16 protein-coding genes and 1 pseudogene are annotated in these 18,754 nt (G+C 34.0%); 10 read left to right on the top strand and 7 right to left on the bottom strand.

Annotated elements, in window-relative coordinates:
• Positions 1-28: 28 nt before the first annotated feature.
• From J3U57_RS00390 to dnaB, 9 genes are all read left to right on the top strand, one after another.
• Complete coding sequence (locus J3U57_RS00390; RefSeq protein WP_267343516.1) at positions 29-991, top strand: putative type VI secretion system effector; 963 nt, start codon at positions 29-31, stop codon at positions 989-991.
• A 63-nt stretch (positions 992-1,054) separates the two neighbouring features.
• Positions 1,055-2,017 carry a putative type VI secretion system effector gene (locus tag J3U57_RS00385; RefSeq protein ID WP_267343515.1) on the top strand — a complete coding sequence of 321 codons (963 nt, stop codon included), beginning with the start codon at positions 1,055-1,057 and terminating at the stop codon, positions 2,015-2,017.
• Positions 2,018-2,080: 63 nt separating this feature from the next.
• The gene (locus J3U57_RS00380; RefSeq protein WP_267343514.1) at positions 2,081-3,043 is read left to right on the top strand and encodes a putative type VI secretion system effector; all 963 of its coding nucleotides are present in this window, start codon (positions 2,081-2,083) and stop codon (positions 3,041-3,043) included.
• Between the two features lie 63 nt (positions 3,044-3,106).
• Positions 3,107-4,069: a putative type VI secretion system effector gene (locus J3U57_RS00375; protein WP_267343513.1), complete on the top strand. Its 963-nt coding sequence runs from the start codon at positions 3,107-3,109 to the stop codon at positions 4,067-4,069.
• A 62-nt stretch (positions 4,070-4,131) separates the two neighbouring features.
• The gene (locus tag J3U57_RS00370; protein WP_267343512.1) at positions 4,132-5,094 is read left to right on the top strand and encodes a putative type VI secretion system effector; all 963 of its coding nucleotides are present in this window, start codon (positions 4,132-4,134) and stop codon (positions 5,092-5,094) included.
• Between the two features lie 63 nt (positions 5,095-5,157).
• Positions 5,158-6,120 carry a putative type VI secretion system effector gene (locus J3U57_RS00365; protein WP_267343511.1) on the top strand — a complete coding sequence of 321 codons (963 nt, stop codon included), beginning with the start codon at positions 5,158-5,160 and terminating at the stop codon, positions 6,118-6,120.
• A gap of 429 nt (positions 6,121-6,549) precedes the next feature.
• A complete protein-coding gene (locus J3U57_RS00360; RefSeq protein ID WP_267343510.1) occupies positions 6,550-7,572 on the top strand; it encodes an aspartate-semialdehyde dehydrogenase in 1,023 nt (340 codons plus the stop codon).
• On the top strand, positions 7,559-8,350 hold the full coding sequence (gene truA, locus J3U57_RS00355) for a tRNA pseudouridine(38-40) synthase TruA (protein WP_267333394.1): 792 nt from the start codon (positions 7,559-7,561) through the stop codon (positions 8,348-8,350). Before J3U57_RS00360 ends, truA begins: the two co-directional genes overlap by 14 nt.
• A 47-nt stretch (positions 8,351-8,397) precedes the next feature.
• A complete protein-coding gene (gene dnaB / locus J3U57_RS00350; protein ID WP_065798771.1) occupies positions 8,398-9,822 on the top strand; it encodes a replicative DNA helicase in 1,425 nt (474 codons plus the stop codon).
• A gap of 63 nt (positions 9,823-9,885) precedes the next feature.
• On the opposite strand, the gene J3U57_RS00345 is transcribed toward dnaB, so the two are convergent.
• From J3U57_RS00345 to J3U57_RS00325, 5 genes and pseudogenes are all read right to left on the bottom strand, one after another.
• On the bottom strand, positions 9,886-10,722 hold the full coding sequence (locus J3U57_RS00345; RefSeq protein WP_267343509.1) for a metal ABC transporter permease: 837 nt from the start codon (positions 10,720-10,722) through the stop codon (positions 9,886-9,888).
• Entirely contained in the window at positions 10,719-11,585 is an 867-nt protein-coding gene (locus tag J3U57_RS00340; RefSeq protein ID WP_267343508.1) for a metal ABC transporter permease, read from the bottom strand. Before J3U57_RS00340 ends, J3U57_RS00345 begins: the two co-directional genes overlap by 4 nt.
• A pseudogene (locus J3U57_RS00335) lies at positions 11,586-12,471 on the bottom strand (manganese/iron ABC transporter ATP-binding protein).
• Entirely contained in the window at positions 12,471-13,394 is a 924-nt protein-coding gene (locus J3U57_RS00330) for a metal ABC transporter substrate-binding protein (RefSeq protein ID WP_267343507.1), read from the bottom strand. The pseudogene J3U57_RS00335 and the gene J3U57_RS00330 overlap by 1 nt, the downstream one beginning before the upstream one ends.
• A gap of 379 nt (positions 13,395-13,773) precedes the next feature.
• Positions 13,774-15,849: an autotransporter outer membrane beta-barrel domain-containing protein gene (locus J3U57_RS00325; protein ID WP_267343506.1), complete on the bottom strand. Its 2,076-nt coding sequence runs from the start codon at positions 15,847-15,849 to the stop codon at positions 13,774-13,776.
• 191 nt (positions 15,850-16,040) lie between these two features.
• Between J3U57_RS00325 and J3U57_RS00320 the strand changes: the two genes are divergently transcribed.
• Positions 16,041-16,961: an L-lactate dehydrogenase gene (locus tag J3U57_RS00320; protein WP_267333402.1), complete on the top strand. Its 921-nt coding sequence runs from the start codon at positions 16,041-16,043 to the stop codon at positions 16,959-16,961.
• A gap of 170 nt (positions 16,962-17,131) precedes the next feature.
• On the opposite strand, the gene J3U57_RS00315 is transcribed toward J3U57_RS00320, so the two are convergent.
• The gene (locus J3U57_RS00315) at positions 17,132-17,632 is read right to left on the bottom strand and encodes a CbrC family protein (protein ID WP_267333403.1); all 501 of its coding nucleotides are present in this window, start codon (positions 17,630-17,632) and stop codon (positions 17,132-17,134) included.
• A 2-nt stretch (positions 17,633-17,634) separates the two neighbouring features.
• Positions 17,635-18,507 carry a hypothetical protein gene (locus tag J3U57_RS00310; RefSeq protein WP_267343505.1) on the bottom strand — a complete coding sequence of 291 codons (873 nt, stop codon included), beginning with the start codon at positions 18,505-18,507 and terminating at the stop codon, positions 17,635-17,637.
• Between the last annotated feature and the right edge of the window lie 247 nt (positions 18,508-18,754).

The raw sequence follows: 18,754 nt of genomic DNA, 5'->3' as shown, positions 1-18,754 counted from the left end.
GAAATAGCAATAAGGAATAAGACCGAATATGTGCTACGCAAAATATGACGGCAAAGATATCACTTATAAAGATAAAGATCATGTGTTAAAAAAAACAGGGCTTAAAATAGAAGATCCAACGTTGCCACCTAAAGACTTAGTAAAATTAACAGGCACACTATCTGATTTTAAAGGGCTTTTTTGTTATGCCCCACTTGCAGATGGTGCTTACATAAGTGAAGCACAAAAAGAAAAACAAAAACTTAAACTACAGAAGCGGGCATTGCTGGCTACGTTAAATGGCAATACAGCTTTAGGTTTAGCCGCATTGGGTCATGCTAATGGGGGTGATCGTAGTAATATGTTTCCTGCGCAATATATTACCGCAAAACTTAATAATGATATTACCCTTAAAGGTTGGCTGGGTTATTATAAATTTAATGAGGGTGATCAAGTTGAAGTAATTGCTGAAAAACGTGATGATTATTATGAAGTCTATGCCATGTTAAAACCTAGCGAGCAAATTATTTCACTTATTCCATTATGTTTTGCAGGTCGCAATCAAGCTTTAAAAATGTATTTTTGGCCAATGTTTATTTTTTACATTGTGTTAACTTTATTGATGACTTACCTTATTTTAGGCTTTTCTTTTGAGAATCTTTTCATTGGTTTTACTGTTACTGGTTTTTTATTTGGATCGGGGTGCTTAATCGTAAATAAAAACTCTATCGCTACCCATATAAAACTTGCAGAAAGAATTTTTACCCTTTTGGGATGGAAAGACGTAAGTAATATTAATTTATTAAAAGTGAGCAGACAATACATTGCTAAATTGATTGCTCAAAATAAGTATTCTTTAGAACCTCACAAAAATACAGATGCTTATTCAAGACCTACAAAAAATGGTGATGGATTTTATTTTTTTTATTACGATCCAGAAGTGCTTTGTAAGGAAGAAGGTAAACCTATATCAGAGGATAATAAAAAGACACAACATGAAGATGGTCAATAATGATTTAAAAATGAGTCGGTTGTTTTTAGGGTGTTAAAATAGCAATAAGGAATAAGACCGAATATGTGCTACGCAAAATATGACGGCAAAGATATTACTTATAAAGATAAAGAACAAGTCTTAAAAAAAACAGGGCTCAAAATTGAAGAACCAACGTTGCCACCTAAAAATTTAGTAAAATTAACAGGTACATTATCTGATTTTAAGGGGATTTTTTGTTTTGCTCAACTTGGTGATGGCGCTTATTTAAGTGAAGAACAAAGAGAAAAACAGAAAGCCAAACTTCAAAAAGGTGCTTTACTTGCTACTTTGAATGGTAATACTGCAGCAGGGCTTGCGGCTTTGGGACATGCTGAAGGTGGTGATCGTAGTAACTTGTTTCCTGCGCAGTATATTACCGCCAAACTTAATCATAATATTACCCTTAAAGGTTGGCTGGGTTTTTATAAATTTAATGAGGGTGATCAAGTTGAAGTAGTCGCTGAAAAACATGATGATTATTATGAAGTGTATGCCATGTTAAAACCCAGTGAGCATATTATTTCAATAATTCCACTTTGTTTAGGTGGTCGAAAACAATTGTTTAAATACTTTAAATTACCTCTTTTTTTATTCTATGTGATTTTTACCGCAATTATTTTATATTTTTTCGGTAGTTTTAATTTAGACGATATTGTTAGTGCATACATCGGTTCCGGAATTCTTTTTGGTCCTGCTTACTTTTTATTATACAAAAAATCAATATCAACTTTTGCTTTACTTTCAGAACAAATTTTTACAGTTTTAGGGTGGCAAAATGTCGCTAATATAAACTTAATCTCCATAAGTAGACAATATGTTAAGAAATTAATAGCTAGTGGTAAATATTCATATGTGTACAACGATCTTATTGATCAATACATTAAACCAACTAAATCTGGTGAAGGACTTTATTTTTTTTATTACGATCCTGAAGTGCTCTGTAAGGAAGAAGGTAACCCTTTATCAGAGGATAATAAAAAGACACAACATGAAGATGGTCAATAATGGTTTAAAAATAAGTCGGTGGTTTTTAGGGTGTTGAAATAGTAATAAGGAATATGACCGAATATGTGCTACGCAAAATATGACGGCAAAGATATCACTTATAAAGATAAAGATCAGGTGTTAAAAAAAACAGGACTCAAAATTGAAGAACCAACGTTGCCACCTAAAAATTTAGTAAAATTAACAGGTACACTATCTGATTTTAAAGGGCTTTTTTGTTATGCTCAACTTGGTGATGGCGCTTATTTAAGTGAAGCACAAAAAGAAAAACAGAAAGCCAAACTTCAAAAAGGTGCTTTACTTGCTACGTTAAATGGCAATACTGCAGCGGGACTTGCAGCATTGGGACATGCTAATGGGGGTGATCGTAGTAACTTGTTTCCTGCGCAATATATTACCGCCAAACTTAATCATAATATTACCCTTAAAGGTTGGCTGGGATTTTATAAATTTAATGAAGGCGATCAAGTTGAAGTAATTGCTGAAAAACGTGATGATTATTATGAAGTCTATGCCATGTTAAAACCCAGCGAGCAAATTATTTCAATAATTCCACCATGTTTTGGTGGTCGTAATCAAGCTTTAAAAATGTATTTTTGGCCAATGTTTATTTTTTACATTGTGTTAACTTTATTGATGACTTACCTTATTTTAGGCTTTTCTTTTGAGAATCTTTTCATCGGTTTTACTGTTACTGGTTTATTACTTGGATCTGCTTGTTTAATAGTAAATAAAAACTCAATCGCTACCCATATAAAACTTGCAGAAAGCATTTTTACTCTTTTGGGGTGGAAAAATGTGAGTAACATTAATTTATTCAAAGTAAGTAAACAATACGTCGCTAAATTAATCAGTCAGAATAAGTATTCTTTAAAATTAAACAAAGATAGCAATCCATTTACGAGCCCTTGCAAAAATGGTTATGGACTTTATTTTTTTTATTACGATCCTGAAGTGCTTTGTAAGGAAGAAGGTAAACCTATATCAGAGGATAATAAAAAGACACAACATGAAGATGGTCAATAATGGTTTAAAAATGAGTCGGTTGTATTTAGGCTGTTGAAATAGTAATAAGGAATAAGACCGAATATGTGCTATGCAAAATATGACGGCAAAGATACCATTTATAAAGACAAGGAGCATGTGTTAAAAAAAGCAGGGCTCAAAATAGAAGATCCAACGTTACCACCTAAAAATTTAGTAAAATTAACAGGTACACTATCTGATTTTAAAGGGCTTTTTTGTTATGCACCTGTTGGTGATGGCGCTTATTTAAGTGAAGAACAAAAAGAAAAACAGAAAGCCAAACTTCAAAAAGGTGCTTTACTTGCTACGTTAAATGGCAATACAGCTTTAGGTTTAGCCGCATTGGGACATGCTAATGGGGGTGATCGTAGTAACTTGTTTCCTGCGCAATATATTACCGCCAAACTTAATAATGATATTACCCTTAAAGGTTGGCTGGGTTATTATAAATTTAATGAGGGTGATCAAGTTGAAGTGATAGCCGAGAAACGTGATGATTATTATGAAGTCTATGCCATGTTAAAACCTAGTGAGCAAATTATTTCGATCATTCCTCCTTGTGTGGGCGGACGTAATCAGGCTTTAAAACATTATTTTTTCCCAACGCTTATATTTTATATTTTCTGTGGAGTATTGATGAACTATTTTTTCTTAGATTTTAGTTTGGAGAATATTTTCATAGGTTTCGGGACTTTAGGTATAATGTTTGGATTGGCTGTCTTAATTGTATGTAAAAATTGCATTGCAACCCATATTACTCTTGCTGAAAAAATTTTTAATTTATTAGGTTGGCAAGATGTCATTAATATTAATTTACCCAAAATAAGTAAACAATATATTGTTAAATTGATGGCTTTAGGTAAATATTCAAATGATTATAATAATAAAATAGATCCGTATTTTAGACCGCCTAAATCTGGTGTTGGTTGGAGTTTTTATTATTACGATCCAGAAATCCTTTGTAAGGAAGAAGGTAACCCTTTATCAGAGGATAATAAAAAGACACAACATGAAGATGATCAATAATGGTTTAAAATGAGTCGATTGTTTTTAGGGTGTTAAAATAGCAATAAGGAATAAGACCGAATATGTGCTACGCAAAATATGACGGCAAAGATACCATCTATAAAGACAAAGAGCATGTGTTAAAAAAAACAGGACTCAAAATTGAAGATCCAACGTTGCCACCTAAAAATTTAGTAAAATTAACAGGTACACTATCTGATTTTAAAGGGCTTTTTTGTTATGCTCAACTTGGTGATGGCGCTTATTTAAGTGAAGCACAAAAAGAAAGACAGAAAGCCAAACTTCAAAAAGGTGCTTTACTTGCTACGTTAAATGGCAATACCGCAGCGGGACTTGCAGCATTGGGGCGTGCTAATGGTGGCGACCGCAGTAATTATTTTCGAGCACAATACGTTACTGCCAAACTTAATAATGAAATTACCCTTAAAGGTTGGCTGGGTTTTTATAAATTTAATGAGGGTGATCAAGTTGAAGTGATAGCCGAGAAACGTGATGATTATTATGAAGTCTATGCCATGTTAAAACCCAGCGAGCAAATTATTTCTATTATCCCCCTCTGTTATGCTGGTCGCAATCAAGCTTTTAAAGCTTGGTTTTGGATAGTATTTATATGTTATATCATTTGTGTATTATTAATGAATTATTTTGTTTTAGACTTTTCTTTCGAAAATCTTTTAATCGGATTTAGTTCGCTTGGTTTACTCATCGGACCGGCTTCAGTAATTGTTAAGAGAAATTTAATTGCTACTCATATAAAACTTGCAGAAAGAATTTTCACTCTTTTAGGATGGAAAAATGTCAAAAATATTAATTTAATTACTGTAAGTAAACAATATATCGATAAATCAATTACTCAAGGGAAAGTTTTAACTGATTGGCAGCAAGATACAGATCCATATATAAAACCTTCCCTAAGTGGTAATGGGTGGTACTTTTTTTATTATGATCCTGAAGTGCTTTGTAAGGAAGAAGGTAACCCTTTATCAGAGGATAATAAAAAGACACAACATGAAGATGATCAATAATGATTTAAAAGTGAGTCGATTGTTTTTAGGGTGTTAAAATAGCAATAAGGAATAAGACCGAATATGTGCTATGCAAAATATGACGGCAAAGATATCACTTATAAAGATAAAGATCAGGTGTTAAAAAAAACAGGACTCAAAATAGAAGATCCAACGTTGCCACCTAAAGACTTAATAAAATTAACAGGTACACTAACTGATTTTAAAGGGCTCTTTTGTTATGCTCCACTTGCTGATGGCGCTTATTTAAGTGAAGCACAAAAAGAAAAACAAAAAGCTAAATTACAAAGAGGCGCTTTACTTGCTACATTAAACGGTAATACCGCAGCAGGGCTCGCGGCTTTGGGTCATGCTAATGGCGGTGATCTTAGTAATTATGTTAAAGCACAATATATTACTGCCAAACTTGATAATGATATTACCCTTAAAGGTTGGCTGGGTTTTTATAAATTTAATAAGGGTGATCAAGTTGAAGTAATTGCTGAAAAACGTGATGATTATTACGAGGTTTATGCCATGTTGAAACCCAGTGAGCAAATTATTTCTCTTATCCCACCATGCTATGCTGGGCGTAACCAAGCTTTAAAAGTTTGTTTTTGGCCTGCGTTAATATTTTATATTTTTTGTGTATTATTAATGAATTATCTTGTTTTAGACTTTTCTTTGGAAAATCTTTTCATCGGTTTTAGTTCGCTTGGTTTACTAATTGGATCGGCTTGTTTAATCGTAAGAAAAAACTCTATAGCTACCCATATAAAGCTTGCAGAAAGAATTTTTACTCTTCTGAAATGGAAGAACGTTAATAATATTAATTTAGACAAAATAAGTAAAAACTATATAACCAAATTAATTGTTCAGGGAAAATATTTAACTGATTGGAATTTCGATGTTGATTGGTGTATTAGGCCATCTAAAGATGGCTGTGGATGGTTCTTTTTTTATTATGATCCTGAAGTGCTTTGTAAGGAAGAAGGTAACCCTTTATCAGAGGATAATAAAAAGACACAACATGAAGATGGTCAATAATGGTTTAAAAATGAGTCGGTTGTTTTTCGGGTGTTGAAATAGTAATAAGGAAGTAGGACTAATATGCTCTATGCAAAAAATAGGGTAACAATTAATGATTTCCTATCAATTTTGAAAACATAAAAAGTTTTAACTTTTTTAAAAAGATATATGACGTTTACTAATAGGAGTTTTTCCGAATAATTTATAAAAATAAGGTAATAGTAATAAAAAAATAATCAATTCTAAAATTCTATTTTAGAATTAAAAACTATTAATTTTAATCAATGTTGGCGAATGATAATTACATTACCCTATAGTTTATATAGACTATTTTGGTTAAACATAAATGGGTTAGAAATACTACATCATGTTTGTTATGATCTTTTGCGCTATCTTAGATAAGATAATGGTATAATAGCCTATACTTTTTTTAATTAGGTTTAAGATATGTCTGCATGGAATATTGCGATTGTTGGTGCGACAGGGCAAGTTGGTTCTGCATTAGTTGAATTGTTACAACAAGATAACTTAGCACAAGCTAATCGATTCGAAATTGAAAATCTTTATTTAGTTGGCAGTGATAATAGTGAAGGCGAAATTGTACGTTTTTCGGGTAAAAATTTAACGGTTGTTGATAGTAATCAAATGGATTGGGGACAATGCCATTTTGCTTTTTTTGTTGCGGGCGTTAAAACCAGTGAAACGTATGCGCAGATAGCAGCACAATCGGGCTGCATTGTGATTGATGCAAGTGGTTATTTTGTCGATGAGGATCATATTCCTTTAGTCGTTCCTAAGGTAAATAATAATGTTTTAACTGAGTATCGTAATGAAAATATCATTGCTGTTGCTAGTGCAACAGTCTGCCAATTATTACGTTGTATTGCACCTTTGACAGATATTGAATTACTTACCAATTTGCATGTTACTAATTTCATTCCATCCTCTTTATATGGTAAATCAGGGGTTGATGAATTAGCGGGGCAAAGTGCTCGGTTGTTAAATGGAATGCCAGTTGAAAATGCCATATTTGATAATCAATTAGCCTTTAATTTGTTACCGATTTCTCATCAAACTGAGCATTTGACACTCAGCGAAAAATCACAAGTAAATCAAATTCGCAAAGTAATGAATAATTATCAATTGCCGGTATCAATTGAATCGATCATTGTTCCAGTTTTTTATGGGCTTGCGCAATCAGTCAATGTGTCAAGTAGTTTACCCATTGAATTAGACATGACACGTTTTAATGACTATGACGTCGAAGTGCGACATGATGATTTACCTACCCCTGTTACCGAGGTCAATACTGAATCTGAAGATAAATTAACCATAAAATTAGCTAATCTAAGGCACAGCTATGGTAATTATGAGCAAATTCAATATTGGTCAGTTGCAGATAATATTCGTTATTTAGGCGCATTGATGCTGATAGAGACCCTAGAGATACTCATTAATGACTATCTGTAAAATTGCACTGGGTATTGAGTACGATGGTAGTGACTATTTTGGTTGGCAAAAGCAGCAGTCGCACGACTCTGTTCAAGAAAGGTTAGAAACGGCCTTATCGATTGTCGCTAATGAACCCATTACCGTTTTTTGCGCGGGCAGAACCGATGCCGGTGTGCATGCTACAGGGCAGGTGGTTCATTTTGAAACCCAAGCCCAACGTTCACACGGTGCCTGGACGATGGGGGTGAATTCGCATTTACCAACTAATATTGCTGTGCGGTGGTCACACTCAGTCGATGATAGTTTTCATGCACGATTTAGTGCAACGGCAAGGCGGTATCGTTATGTGATTTATAATCATCGTTATCGACCGGCAATTTTAGCTAAAGGTGTTTCTCATTATTATTTGCCATTGAATGAAACATTAATGCATCAAGCTGCGCAATATTTATTAGGTGAAAATGATTTTACATCATTTAGAGCGGCTCAGTGTCAGTCATTAACCCCTTGGCGTAATATTCATCATATTGAAGTGACAAGGCAAGCTGAATATATTATTGTGGATATCAAAGCGAATGCTTTTGTGCATCATATGGTACGTAATATTGTAGGCAGTTTAATCGAGGTCGGTGCAGGCAATCAGCAGCCACAATGGATTCTTGATTTGCTCAAAGCTAAAGATCGAACACTCGCTGCTGCAACAGCAAAACCGGAAGGGTTGTATTTGGTTCAAGTGGACTATCCATCGAAATATCAGATCCCCAATTCTTTTTTAGGTCCATTATTTTTACATTAAGCATAATTGCTTATAACTATTCCAATTTAACTAAAAAGATGAATGCAATGAATACTGATGATATCAATTCCAGTAAAGATGATAAAAATAAAGAAACAAAAAAATCAAAACTGCATAATATCAAATTGCCACCACACTCTATTGAAGCAGAACAAGCCGTGCTTGGCAGTTTAATGCTTGATAATCAACGATGGGATGTTGTGGCTGAAATGATTACTGAGCGCGATTTTTATTCTCGTCATCATCAATTAATTTTTTCAGAAATGCATACTTTGGTCGGTAAAGGTACGCCGATTGATTTAATTACACTATCGGAAAGTTTAGAAAGTAAGGATATTCTTGCTGATGTTGGCGGATTTGCCTATTTGGCTGAACTTTCAAAAAATACCCCAAGTGCAATTAATGTCGTTGCTTACAGTGATATTATTCGTCAGCAAGCGATTTTACGTGAACTGATTAGCGCATCAAATGATATTGCTGATAACTGTTATGCAACTGAAGGGCGAGATAGTAGCGAAATTTTAGATCTAGCCGAAAGTAAAATATTCCAAATAGCGGAAAGCCGAACAAAACAGGGTGAAGGACCAAAGAGTATTACTGATGTGCTCGAGGCAACGGTTGCCAAAATTGAAGAGCTCTTTCAGCGACCACACGACGGAGTGACAGGTGTTTCAACCGGATTTATTGATTTAGATAAGAAAACAGCTGGTTTACAACGTTCAGATCTTATTATTATTGCAGCAAGACCATCGATGGGTAAAACGACTTTTGCTATGAATTTGTGTGAAAATGCAGCAATGATGCAAGAAAAGCCTGTGCTGATTTTCAGTTTAGAAATGCCCTCAGAACAGATTATGATGCGTATGTTGGCATCGCTCTCTCGGGTTGATCAAACACGTATTCGAACAGGTCAGCTGAAAGATGATGATTGGGCCAGAATATCGAGTACGATGGGATTGCTTTTAGAGAAAAAAAATATCTATATTGATGATTCATCGGGACTTACCCCTATGGAATTACGCTCAAGAGCAAGACGTATTTATCGTGAACATAAAGGTTTGAGTATGATTATGGTCGACTATTTACAGCTTATGCGTGTTCCTAATATGTCTGAAAATCGAACCTTAGAAATCGCTGAAATTTCACGTTCTTTAAAAGCATTAGCGAAAGAATTACAGATTCCTGTTGTTGCTTTATCACAACTTAATCGTAGTTTGGAACAGCGAGCAGACAAAAGACCGGTTAACTCGGACTTACGTGAGTCAGGTTCCATTGAACAAGATGCCGATGTGATTATGTTTATCTATCGTGATGAAGTTTATAATGAGGCTTCAGAGCATAAAGGTATTGCCGAAATTATTTTAGGTAAGCAACGTAATGGTCCTATTGGTAAAGTTAGATTAAAGTTCCAAGGCCAGTTTTCGCGCTTTGATAATTACGCCGATTCAAGTAAATATTTGGATGACGAGTAATTACTTTTATATTGCTAATATAGATGCGCAAATGGTTGATTTTAAACATTTGCGCAAGTTCAGTTAGTTTTGTGTTCTTTTATTAACGACATATCGATAAACCTGTGCTATAACAAAAATAATTGCTTGTAAAATAACAATGCAGGCACTGGTGGATGCGTCTGAATAGTAGCTAATCAATGTGCCTGTCAATGTTGAAAATACCGAAACGATAACAGCAATAATCAACATCATATCAAAACGTTTAGTAAGTAAAAATGCAGTAATGCCAGGGGAAATTAACATGGCAATCACTAAAATCACCCCAGCAGCTTTGAGTGAACCGACTATGGTTAAAGCAAGCACACTGAGCAAACCATAATGTAATAAGCGAACGGGTAATCCGATCACTTGAGCCTGTATTGCATCAAAGCAATATAGCATAAGATCTCGACGTTTTATAATGATTAAAATTGAAACTGTGGCAGCAATTAAGATGATTTGTTTTAATTCATCGTAACTTGTCCCAAGCACACTGCCAAATAAGATATGATTTAGATGTTGTGATGTGTCGACTTTTGAAAAAAGCACTAAGCCAAAAGCAAACATGCCTGAAAAGACAATGCCCATTACCGTATCTTCTTTAATTCGGCTATGTTCTTTAATGTAGCCAGTTGCCACAGAGCAACATAAGCCAGAAACAAATGCACCAATGATAATTGGAATGCCTGCTAAATAAGTTAACACAATCCCAGGTAATACAGCATGCGAGATGGCATCGCCCATTAATGACCAACCTTTTAAAACCAAAAAGCAAGAAAGTAGTGCACAAACTATACCTGTTGCCATGGCGGCTAAAATAGCACGCTGGATAAGGGGCAAGGTTAATGGATAATAGATAAAATCCCATAATTCTGTCATACATTTGCCCCTTTCTTTAACTTTGATTGTTTTATTTTTCGCTTATTAGAAATTAAGCCTTGTCTAGGTGCAAATAAAAATGCAGTCATAAAAACTAAGGTTTGTAGTGTAACAATTACACCACCGGTTTCACCATTGAGAAAATAGCTAATCCAAGCACCTATTGCACTGGTTGATGCACCAATCACGACCGAAATAATTAATAGATGTGAAAAACGATTCGTTAATAGGTAAGCCGTTGCGCCAGGGGTGACGACCATTGCGATAACTAAAATTGCGCCCACCGTTTGCAAAGCGGCTACTGTGCAAGCACTTAAAATAGTGAAAAAAAGAATTTTTAATTGTAAGGGTTTTAAACCAATTGATCTGGCATGAGTTTCATCAAAGAAAACAACTAACAAATCTTTCCAAAACAACAGTAATAGTATAAATGACACTAAGATGATAATTTGTACTTGCCACATATCACTATCGTCAATGCCAAGAATATTACCAAAAATGATAGTTTGCACATTAACGGAAGTTGGATTGAGTGAAATAATTAACAGGCCGACAGCAAAAAAAGTAGAAAAGATAAAACCAATAATTGCATCTTCTTTTAATCGAGTAATGGTGCGCACAATAATAATGGCCAGTGCGGCAAGTAATCCTGTAAAAAAAGCGCCGACAGAATAGGGTAGCCCAAGCGCATAGGCACCGGCAACACCTGGTACTACTGAGTGGGAAAGTGCATCCCCCATTAGTGACCAGCCTTTTAGCATTAAAAAAGCCGATAAAAACGCACAGGCGGCCCCTACAATGCTACTTACCCAAATGGCTTTAAACATAAAGCTATAAATAAAAGGTTCAAGTAGGAATTCCATTTATTGTTGTCCTTTTGGTTCATTACCTTGCTGTTCAACAAGTAAATTTTGATGAGGTGAATCATCCTTACCTTCACCATAAAAAATCGCTGCACGTTCGTCATCGGTTAGTATCGATACTTTACGCGGATCTTCGTCTTCATGTAATTGAGCACCAGATAGACTTAAATAACGTAATGCACCACCAAAGGTTGTCATTAAATTCTGAGGAGTAAATGTGGTTTTAGTTGGACCAAATGCCAGAACAGTTTGATTAATCAACACCACCTGATCACAAAATTCAGGCACACTGCCTAAATTATGGGTTGAAACTAAAATTAAATGCCCTTCTTTACGTAGCGCTTTAAGCAAATCAATGATTGCATTTTCTGTTTTAACATCAACACCGGTAAAGGGTTCATCTAATAGCAATACTTTTCCTTGCTGAGCCAATGCTCGAGCTAAAAAAACACGTTTTTTTTGCCCACCTGAAAGTTCACCAATCTGTCGATGTTTAAAATCAAGCATATTGACGCGTTCAAGTGCAATATCAACTTGTTTTTTATCTTCCTGACTCGGAATACGAAAAAAAGACATATGCCCGTATCGTCCCATCATCACAACATCAGAAACTAAAACGGGGAAGTCCCAATCAACTTCTTCAGTCTGTGGAACATAAGCAATGATATTTTGCTTTAATGCCTGCCTTACTGGAATATTATTAAATGTTACGCGTCCTTGAGTTGGTTTGATTATTCCCATAATACTTTTAAACAAAGTCGATTTACCGCTTCCATTTACGCCAACAAGGGCACATATAGTGCCGCCATTGAGCTTAAAACTGGCATCATGAATTATTATTATAAGTCACGGTAATATCATCAACATTTAGGCAAATTTGAGTCATTATTTTTCAAATCCTTTAGCTATTGTTTCAACAGTAACTTTTAATAAATCAATATATGTAGGTACAGGCCCATCTTTTGTTGATAAAGAATCGACGTATAAAACGCCTCCATATTTGGCACCGGTTTCCTTGCTTACTTGTTTTGCTGGTTTATCTGAAATGGTACTTTCGCTAAATAATACAGGAATGTTTTTTGCTTTGACTAAGTCGATAAGATTTTTAACTTGTTTTGGTGTTCCTTGTTGTTCTGCATTAATGGGCCATAAGTAAGCTTCTTTTAGATTATAATCTCGAGCTAGATAGCTAAAAGCCCCTTCACTGGTTACTAACCAACGTTGAGCATCAGGAATTTTAGTTAAACGTTCACGCAGTGGAGCATCAAGCGCTTTTATCTTGGCAATATAGTCAGCTGCATTTTGGTTATAAATATCAGCATGTTTAGGATCATATTTAACAAACGCTGCGCGAATATTTTCTATATAAGTTAAAGCAAGTGTCGGAGACATCCAAGCATGAGGATTTGGGTTACCTTTATAACTACCTTCTTGAATTGGCATCGGTTCAATCCCTTCAGTAACTACAACAGAGGGCACATCTTTAATATCTTCAAAAAAACGTTTAAACCATAATTCTAAGTTAAGACCATTCCATAATACTAAATCAGCAGAAAGGGCTTTAGTAATATCTTGTGGTGTCGGATCGTATTCGTGGATTTCGGCTCCCACTTTTGTAATCGATTCAACATCAGCGGCATCACCGGCGACGTTTTTAGCCATATCTTGGATCACGGTAAAAGTTGTCACGACTTTAAATTTTTTTTCGGCTGCTTGGGCTGAACAAAATAGTCCAGCAATTATAATTAACGATGACAGTATCGTCCTAAATACTGTTTTATTATTGTTATTGAATAAATTAAATTCCATTATCAGCTCCTGTTGTATAACATACTAGAAATCAATTAAATAGTAACAAAGTCGTGAGTTGTTATATCTGATATAATCATTAGAAATAGTTATCTTTTTTTACATAAATATTATTATTTAAATGTTAATGAGAATTATTATCATTTAAATAATAAATGTCAAATTATTTTTACTTAGCGGGAATAAATATTTCACCATTTATCTATATGAATTCATTCTAAATAAAAACGTTGTAAAATAGCAGACTATGTTCTCTATTTGAGCAATAGATGATACGGTAAGAAACTTGCTGATTTATTGAGATAAAAATCACATTCATATGATTTAGAATGTGATTTTTAGTTTTCATATTATAATGCGGCTTTATGGTCTGGTTAGATTAGAAAGAATAACGGTAACCACCATTCACTTGTAGTAAATCAAATCGATTACCCGTAGAGCTTTCAACATCAAGGTAAATAGTATGTGCTTTATTAACTTGAGCACTTACACCTATGCTGTTATTCCACCAGTTTCCTTCAAATGAATGGCTCTCTTTATTTCCATTTAGTTTGTAATAAGTGTCGCCATCAAATTCCCGAACAATGCCTGTTTTAGCATAAAGATTAATGTTGCTATTTTCGGTATTGACTTGATAACCAAACAATGCAGAAGCACGACCAATTAATGAGTTATAGTTACCTAATTTGACGTTAAGCCCGTTGGTTGCATTAATTGATGTACCATTTTGGTGGCTATAAGCGATTTGCGTTTGTGGTTCAATATAAAAATCGTTAATTTGATATTTTTTACCTAGCTCTAATGATACGCCAAGTCCATTGGTATGACCGGTACCCTGAACGCGATTATCAGCAGTATCTTTCACTTTGAAATGATTTTTTTGACGTGCATATTTCGCTACACCATCTAGGTAGAAACCACTTTCATCTAAATACGTTGTATAAAACCCTGTATTAAATGATCTTAAAGAGCCGTCGCCTTTACGGTAGTCAGGATCACCATAAGTTTGACCAACAAAAGCACCTATTACAAACGGCGTGTTTTCTGATAACTGTTTATCGGCACCGAACTGGAATCCATGATAATTCATGTCAAACTTACTTAATTTTCCGCTCGAAAATGAATCTAATTTTCCAGAAAAGCCCCTTAACCAAACATCGCCAAACGTACCACTATTCCGCATATCACCTAATCGTTTCAGTAATGTTTGTGTTTCAACATAACTCATTAAATAGTTGGCATTAAGGAATCCAGCACTGGCATTTGCTGTTGTTGTAATTTGTGGTTTTGAGCTTGTGTTATTATCCGGTTTTTTATTATCATCTGGATTAGGGTTAGGGTTAGGGTTAGGATTAGGATTAGTAACCGTGTTACTATTACTCGCTAAGACCCAATTATTCCCATCTTTATTTATATTATAGACATATCCACCCAATTCAATGGCATGAGTCGTTTTAAATTCGGCATTACTGATTGCATTTTCAGCTATTTCTACTAAAGTTAATTTTTCTTTACCATTAGTATTTGCTGCGCCATTATTAATCAAATTAAGAGTGTGATGGCCTTCAGCTGAGTTTGTGATAATGAGTTTATCACTTTTTTCAGCAGCGATATCGGTACTCATTGTGAAATTTAATGCACCTTTTAGATTTTCAACAGTTAAATTTTTGAAAGAAAGCGATCGAGTTTGAGTATTGTGATCAAATGTAACCGACCCCGCACCTGATAATTGCGTGATATAGGAACCATCCTCATCAATTTCCCAATTTGCATTTTTAGCAAGATCAATGATAATCTTACCAGCTAGAGAATCAACGCCATCAATTGGATCAATCTCAGCGTTACTATATGCGGATCCTAAAAATTTAGAGCCATCAGCTAAATATAATTCGACTATTCCACCATCATAAGCCTCTACTTGACCAATTATTTGCGATTTATTTTTAATGATTAATTTTCCTGATTCTTGAACGTTAAGATCACCATTTATTATTGATTCTCCATTTAGTGTTAAAATCCCATCAATCATTGAAATTGCATTTGAATTGTCTTTGTGATCTATATTTAATGTTGTTTTTCCATTAACTTCAATAACTGAATTATTGAATATACTTATTGCATCAAATTTAAAACCTTTTACATCTATGTTTAAATCACCATTAAATACTGTTGTGGAATTACCATCAAAGCTGGTTGAAATACCGGAAATATTTGAATCTGAGTTTGAATCATTATTCCGTTGTAAATTGATGTTAACGTTTTTCTCAAAAATAGTTTGACTATTTTTCAATATATCAATGCCTGAATTAAGTTCACCTTCAAGTTCATTATAATTATGGGTTGATGGTATATTGACTTCTTCAGTAAAAGTTTGATTACCTGATAAATTTATTGCCATTGCGGTTAAAGGTGTAACTAAACTAACACCAAATCCTATAATGATTTTTTTTTTCATTGTTTTTCCCTTCCTTTTAAGATTGTCGATGATTTTAGCAATGAAAAAAAAGTTGTTCAAGAATTAGTCATCGTTTATTTTTACAATCAACTAACATTAAATCTTACTTCTAACATCTTGAATCTTAAAAAAACAGGAGTATAACTAAATCTAATTGTGAAATTTTTAAACTAAAATTAGGTAGGTTAAAGATGAAACTTCGTAAAGTGATGATTATTGGTGTTGGCAATGTGGGTTCAACAACCGCTTATACTTTTGTTAATCGTGGCATATGTGAAGAGATAGCGCTGGTCGATCTTAATAAAGATTTAGCCTATGGTCATGCTCAAGATCTTTTGGATGCAGCAGCTTATCGGCAAAATATGATCAAAGTGAGTTTGCGTGAATCGACCGATTGTGCTGATATTGATATTGCGATTATTACAGTAACTTCAGGATTAGCACAAAAAAGCCGTGATGAGGAGCTTGCAGGCACATCTAAAATTGTGGAAAGTATTGTGCCGAATATGATGAAAAATGGCTTCAAGGGTATTTTTTTGATAGCAACCAATCCTTGTGATGCAATTACTTATCAAGTCTGGAAACTATCAGGTTTACCTCGTCATCGAGTTATTGGTACAGGAGTTTGGCTTGATACCGTACGATTACGTCGCTTACTAGGTGAGCAGATGGATATAGGACCACAAAGCATCGATGCCTTTATAGTTGGTGAGCATGGTGATTCGCAGTTTCCGGTTTGGTCGCATTCTTCGGTTTATGGTATTAATCTTAATCAACTTGAAAAAAATAAAATTGATTTTGTTGATATTGGGACTAAAGCAAAAAATAAAGGTTTTGAAATCGTTAAATATAAGCATTGTACTGAATATGGTATCGCTAGTACCATTACTGAAATTTGTCAGCATATTTTTACTAATAGCCATCGAGCCTTAGCGCTTAGCTGTGTTTTAGATGGGGAGTATGGCTATAAAGATGTTGCTATAGGGGTACCGGCAATTTTGGATCAACATGGGATTAAAAAAGTGATTCAACTTGACTTTAACGAAACCGAGAAACAGCTGTTTGATAAAAGCATTAATATTGTGAAAGGTTATATTCGACATATTAATTAATCTTATTAGGTTTCTATTTTATGCCATACCTTTATCAGCAACAGAACGATATCAATAAGCGTGTTGTCTGATTCTATTTTAAGCCGATTGATAAATCGGCTTCATCGTTTTGTACAATTTGATTTTTGATGATTGGGTAAATTAACTTCATGAAAATGGTGTATAGCTATTTAGTTGCAATCAATATGCAATCTTTTCTTACCACATTGAACACACTCAAATAGATAACCAGTCAGTGAGCCATCTTTGGATAATGACGTTCTTAATAACTCCTCTGGGTAATCAATATCATCTTTAATCTCATCAAAATAGGGAATAATTTCTGCAAATCCGACATAACCGATAAATGCACAAGGCTCATTACAATGCGTTAACCATACTTCTTGCTGCCATGATGAATAACTGGGTGTTTTTAATATGAGCTCGTCAAGCTTTTCAGGCGGCAGCTCATCTATACTGTTATCATCATTGAATTGACCGTGATATTTTTTTGCCGCAGAACCGTCAGCAATACACCATGGACAGATATATTCAGGCTCTTCTTGGCTGTAAAGCGGTAAGTCATATTTTATTGAACGAATTTTATGACAAACCGAGCAAATCCCATCTTTTTGACTAAAAATATCTAGCTGATAAGCGTTGGGATGATATTTAAAAGTAGGTAAACACATACTTAATCCTCAATAATACCAATTCTTTTTTGTAATGTTTTCAATTCAGCAGAACTTAGAAAATAATGAATAGAATTTTTAATATAATTAGCTATTTGTTTATATGTTTGCAAATTTTCGGATACCGGATAACAATCAATATAGTTGCTAAAAGCCACGATATCAGCAACATCGGCAAACTGTTGTTTGGTAAGTTTATTCAAATATTGCTTTAAATTTTTAGTTTGACAGTTAACAGGAGGGGCTTGTAAGTAAAATTGATTGTCATGAAATTGATAAGTTAAATTAATCGTTTGTTTATATTGATAGATATTGTCTTTAACTTCTGCTACATAACCAAGTTCATAAACTGCGTCTAGTTTAATATGAAATAGTTGATCTTTAATCGTGGATGAAAAGAAAAACAAGTGATCTTCATGTCCAGTTTTTCCCGCTATCATTAATTCATCTAGAAGTTTTCCATTTTTGTCAAAAGCATTAATTAATTTGATATCTTCGTTGATACCTTCGCCTATACTATCAAAAGTTAAATCATAGAGTATAAATTTGATATCATCCATTTCAAAGCGACCAATCGCTTTTAGATCTGTTAGCGTAAAATAATTGTCGGTTTGAACAGTTGGTTTATCATAATAGCGATAATCATCATCATCGAAATGAAAAAATTTACTATCAACATATTTTCCGGTGCTGATATTTTTGCTATCAATAGGCATGGATAATATCGGTAAACTTTGATAGAAGTCAGCAAAGGAATCAAAATGCTCACGTTGGTTATAATTTAAAGCGTTATTATTGGCAAACACCATATGCGTATTACACAGAGTAAAACAACAAAATACCGCTATACATAAGCTTGAAACTATTTTTTTCATTTCCTATAAAATCCATTTTTATCACTAAAGATTCACAATTTGTGCAGTAAAGACTATGTCATTATAAGGTGATAAGTTTATCATTTCTGCAATGATTTATTCGAATTACTATTCATTCAAATTAGGACATTACTTTTAACAAAAAATTCATATTTATTTTATTGATCGATATTGAAGTAGTTAGCAATAGGAGAATTGTTTAAAATTATAGAAATAATCGAAAATAGATTTTGTGATAGCGGCTATT

It is taken from the genome of Gilliamella sp. B3464, assembly GCF_026536145.1.
GTDB lineage: Bacteria > Pseudomonadota > Gammaproteobacteria > Enterobacterales > Orbaceae > Gilliamella.
This window is presented reverse-complemented; position numbering and strand designations above follow the sequence as displayed.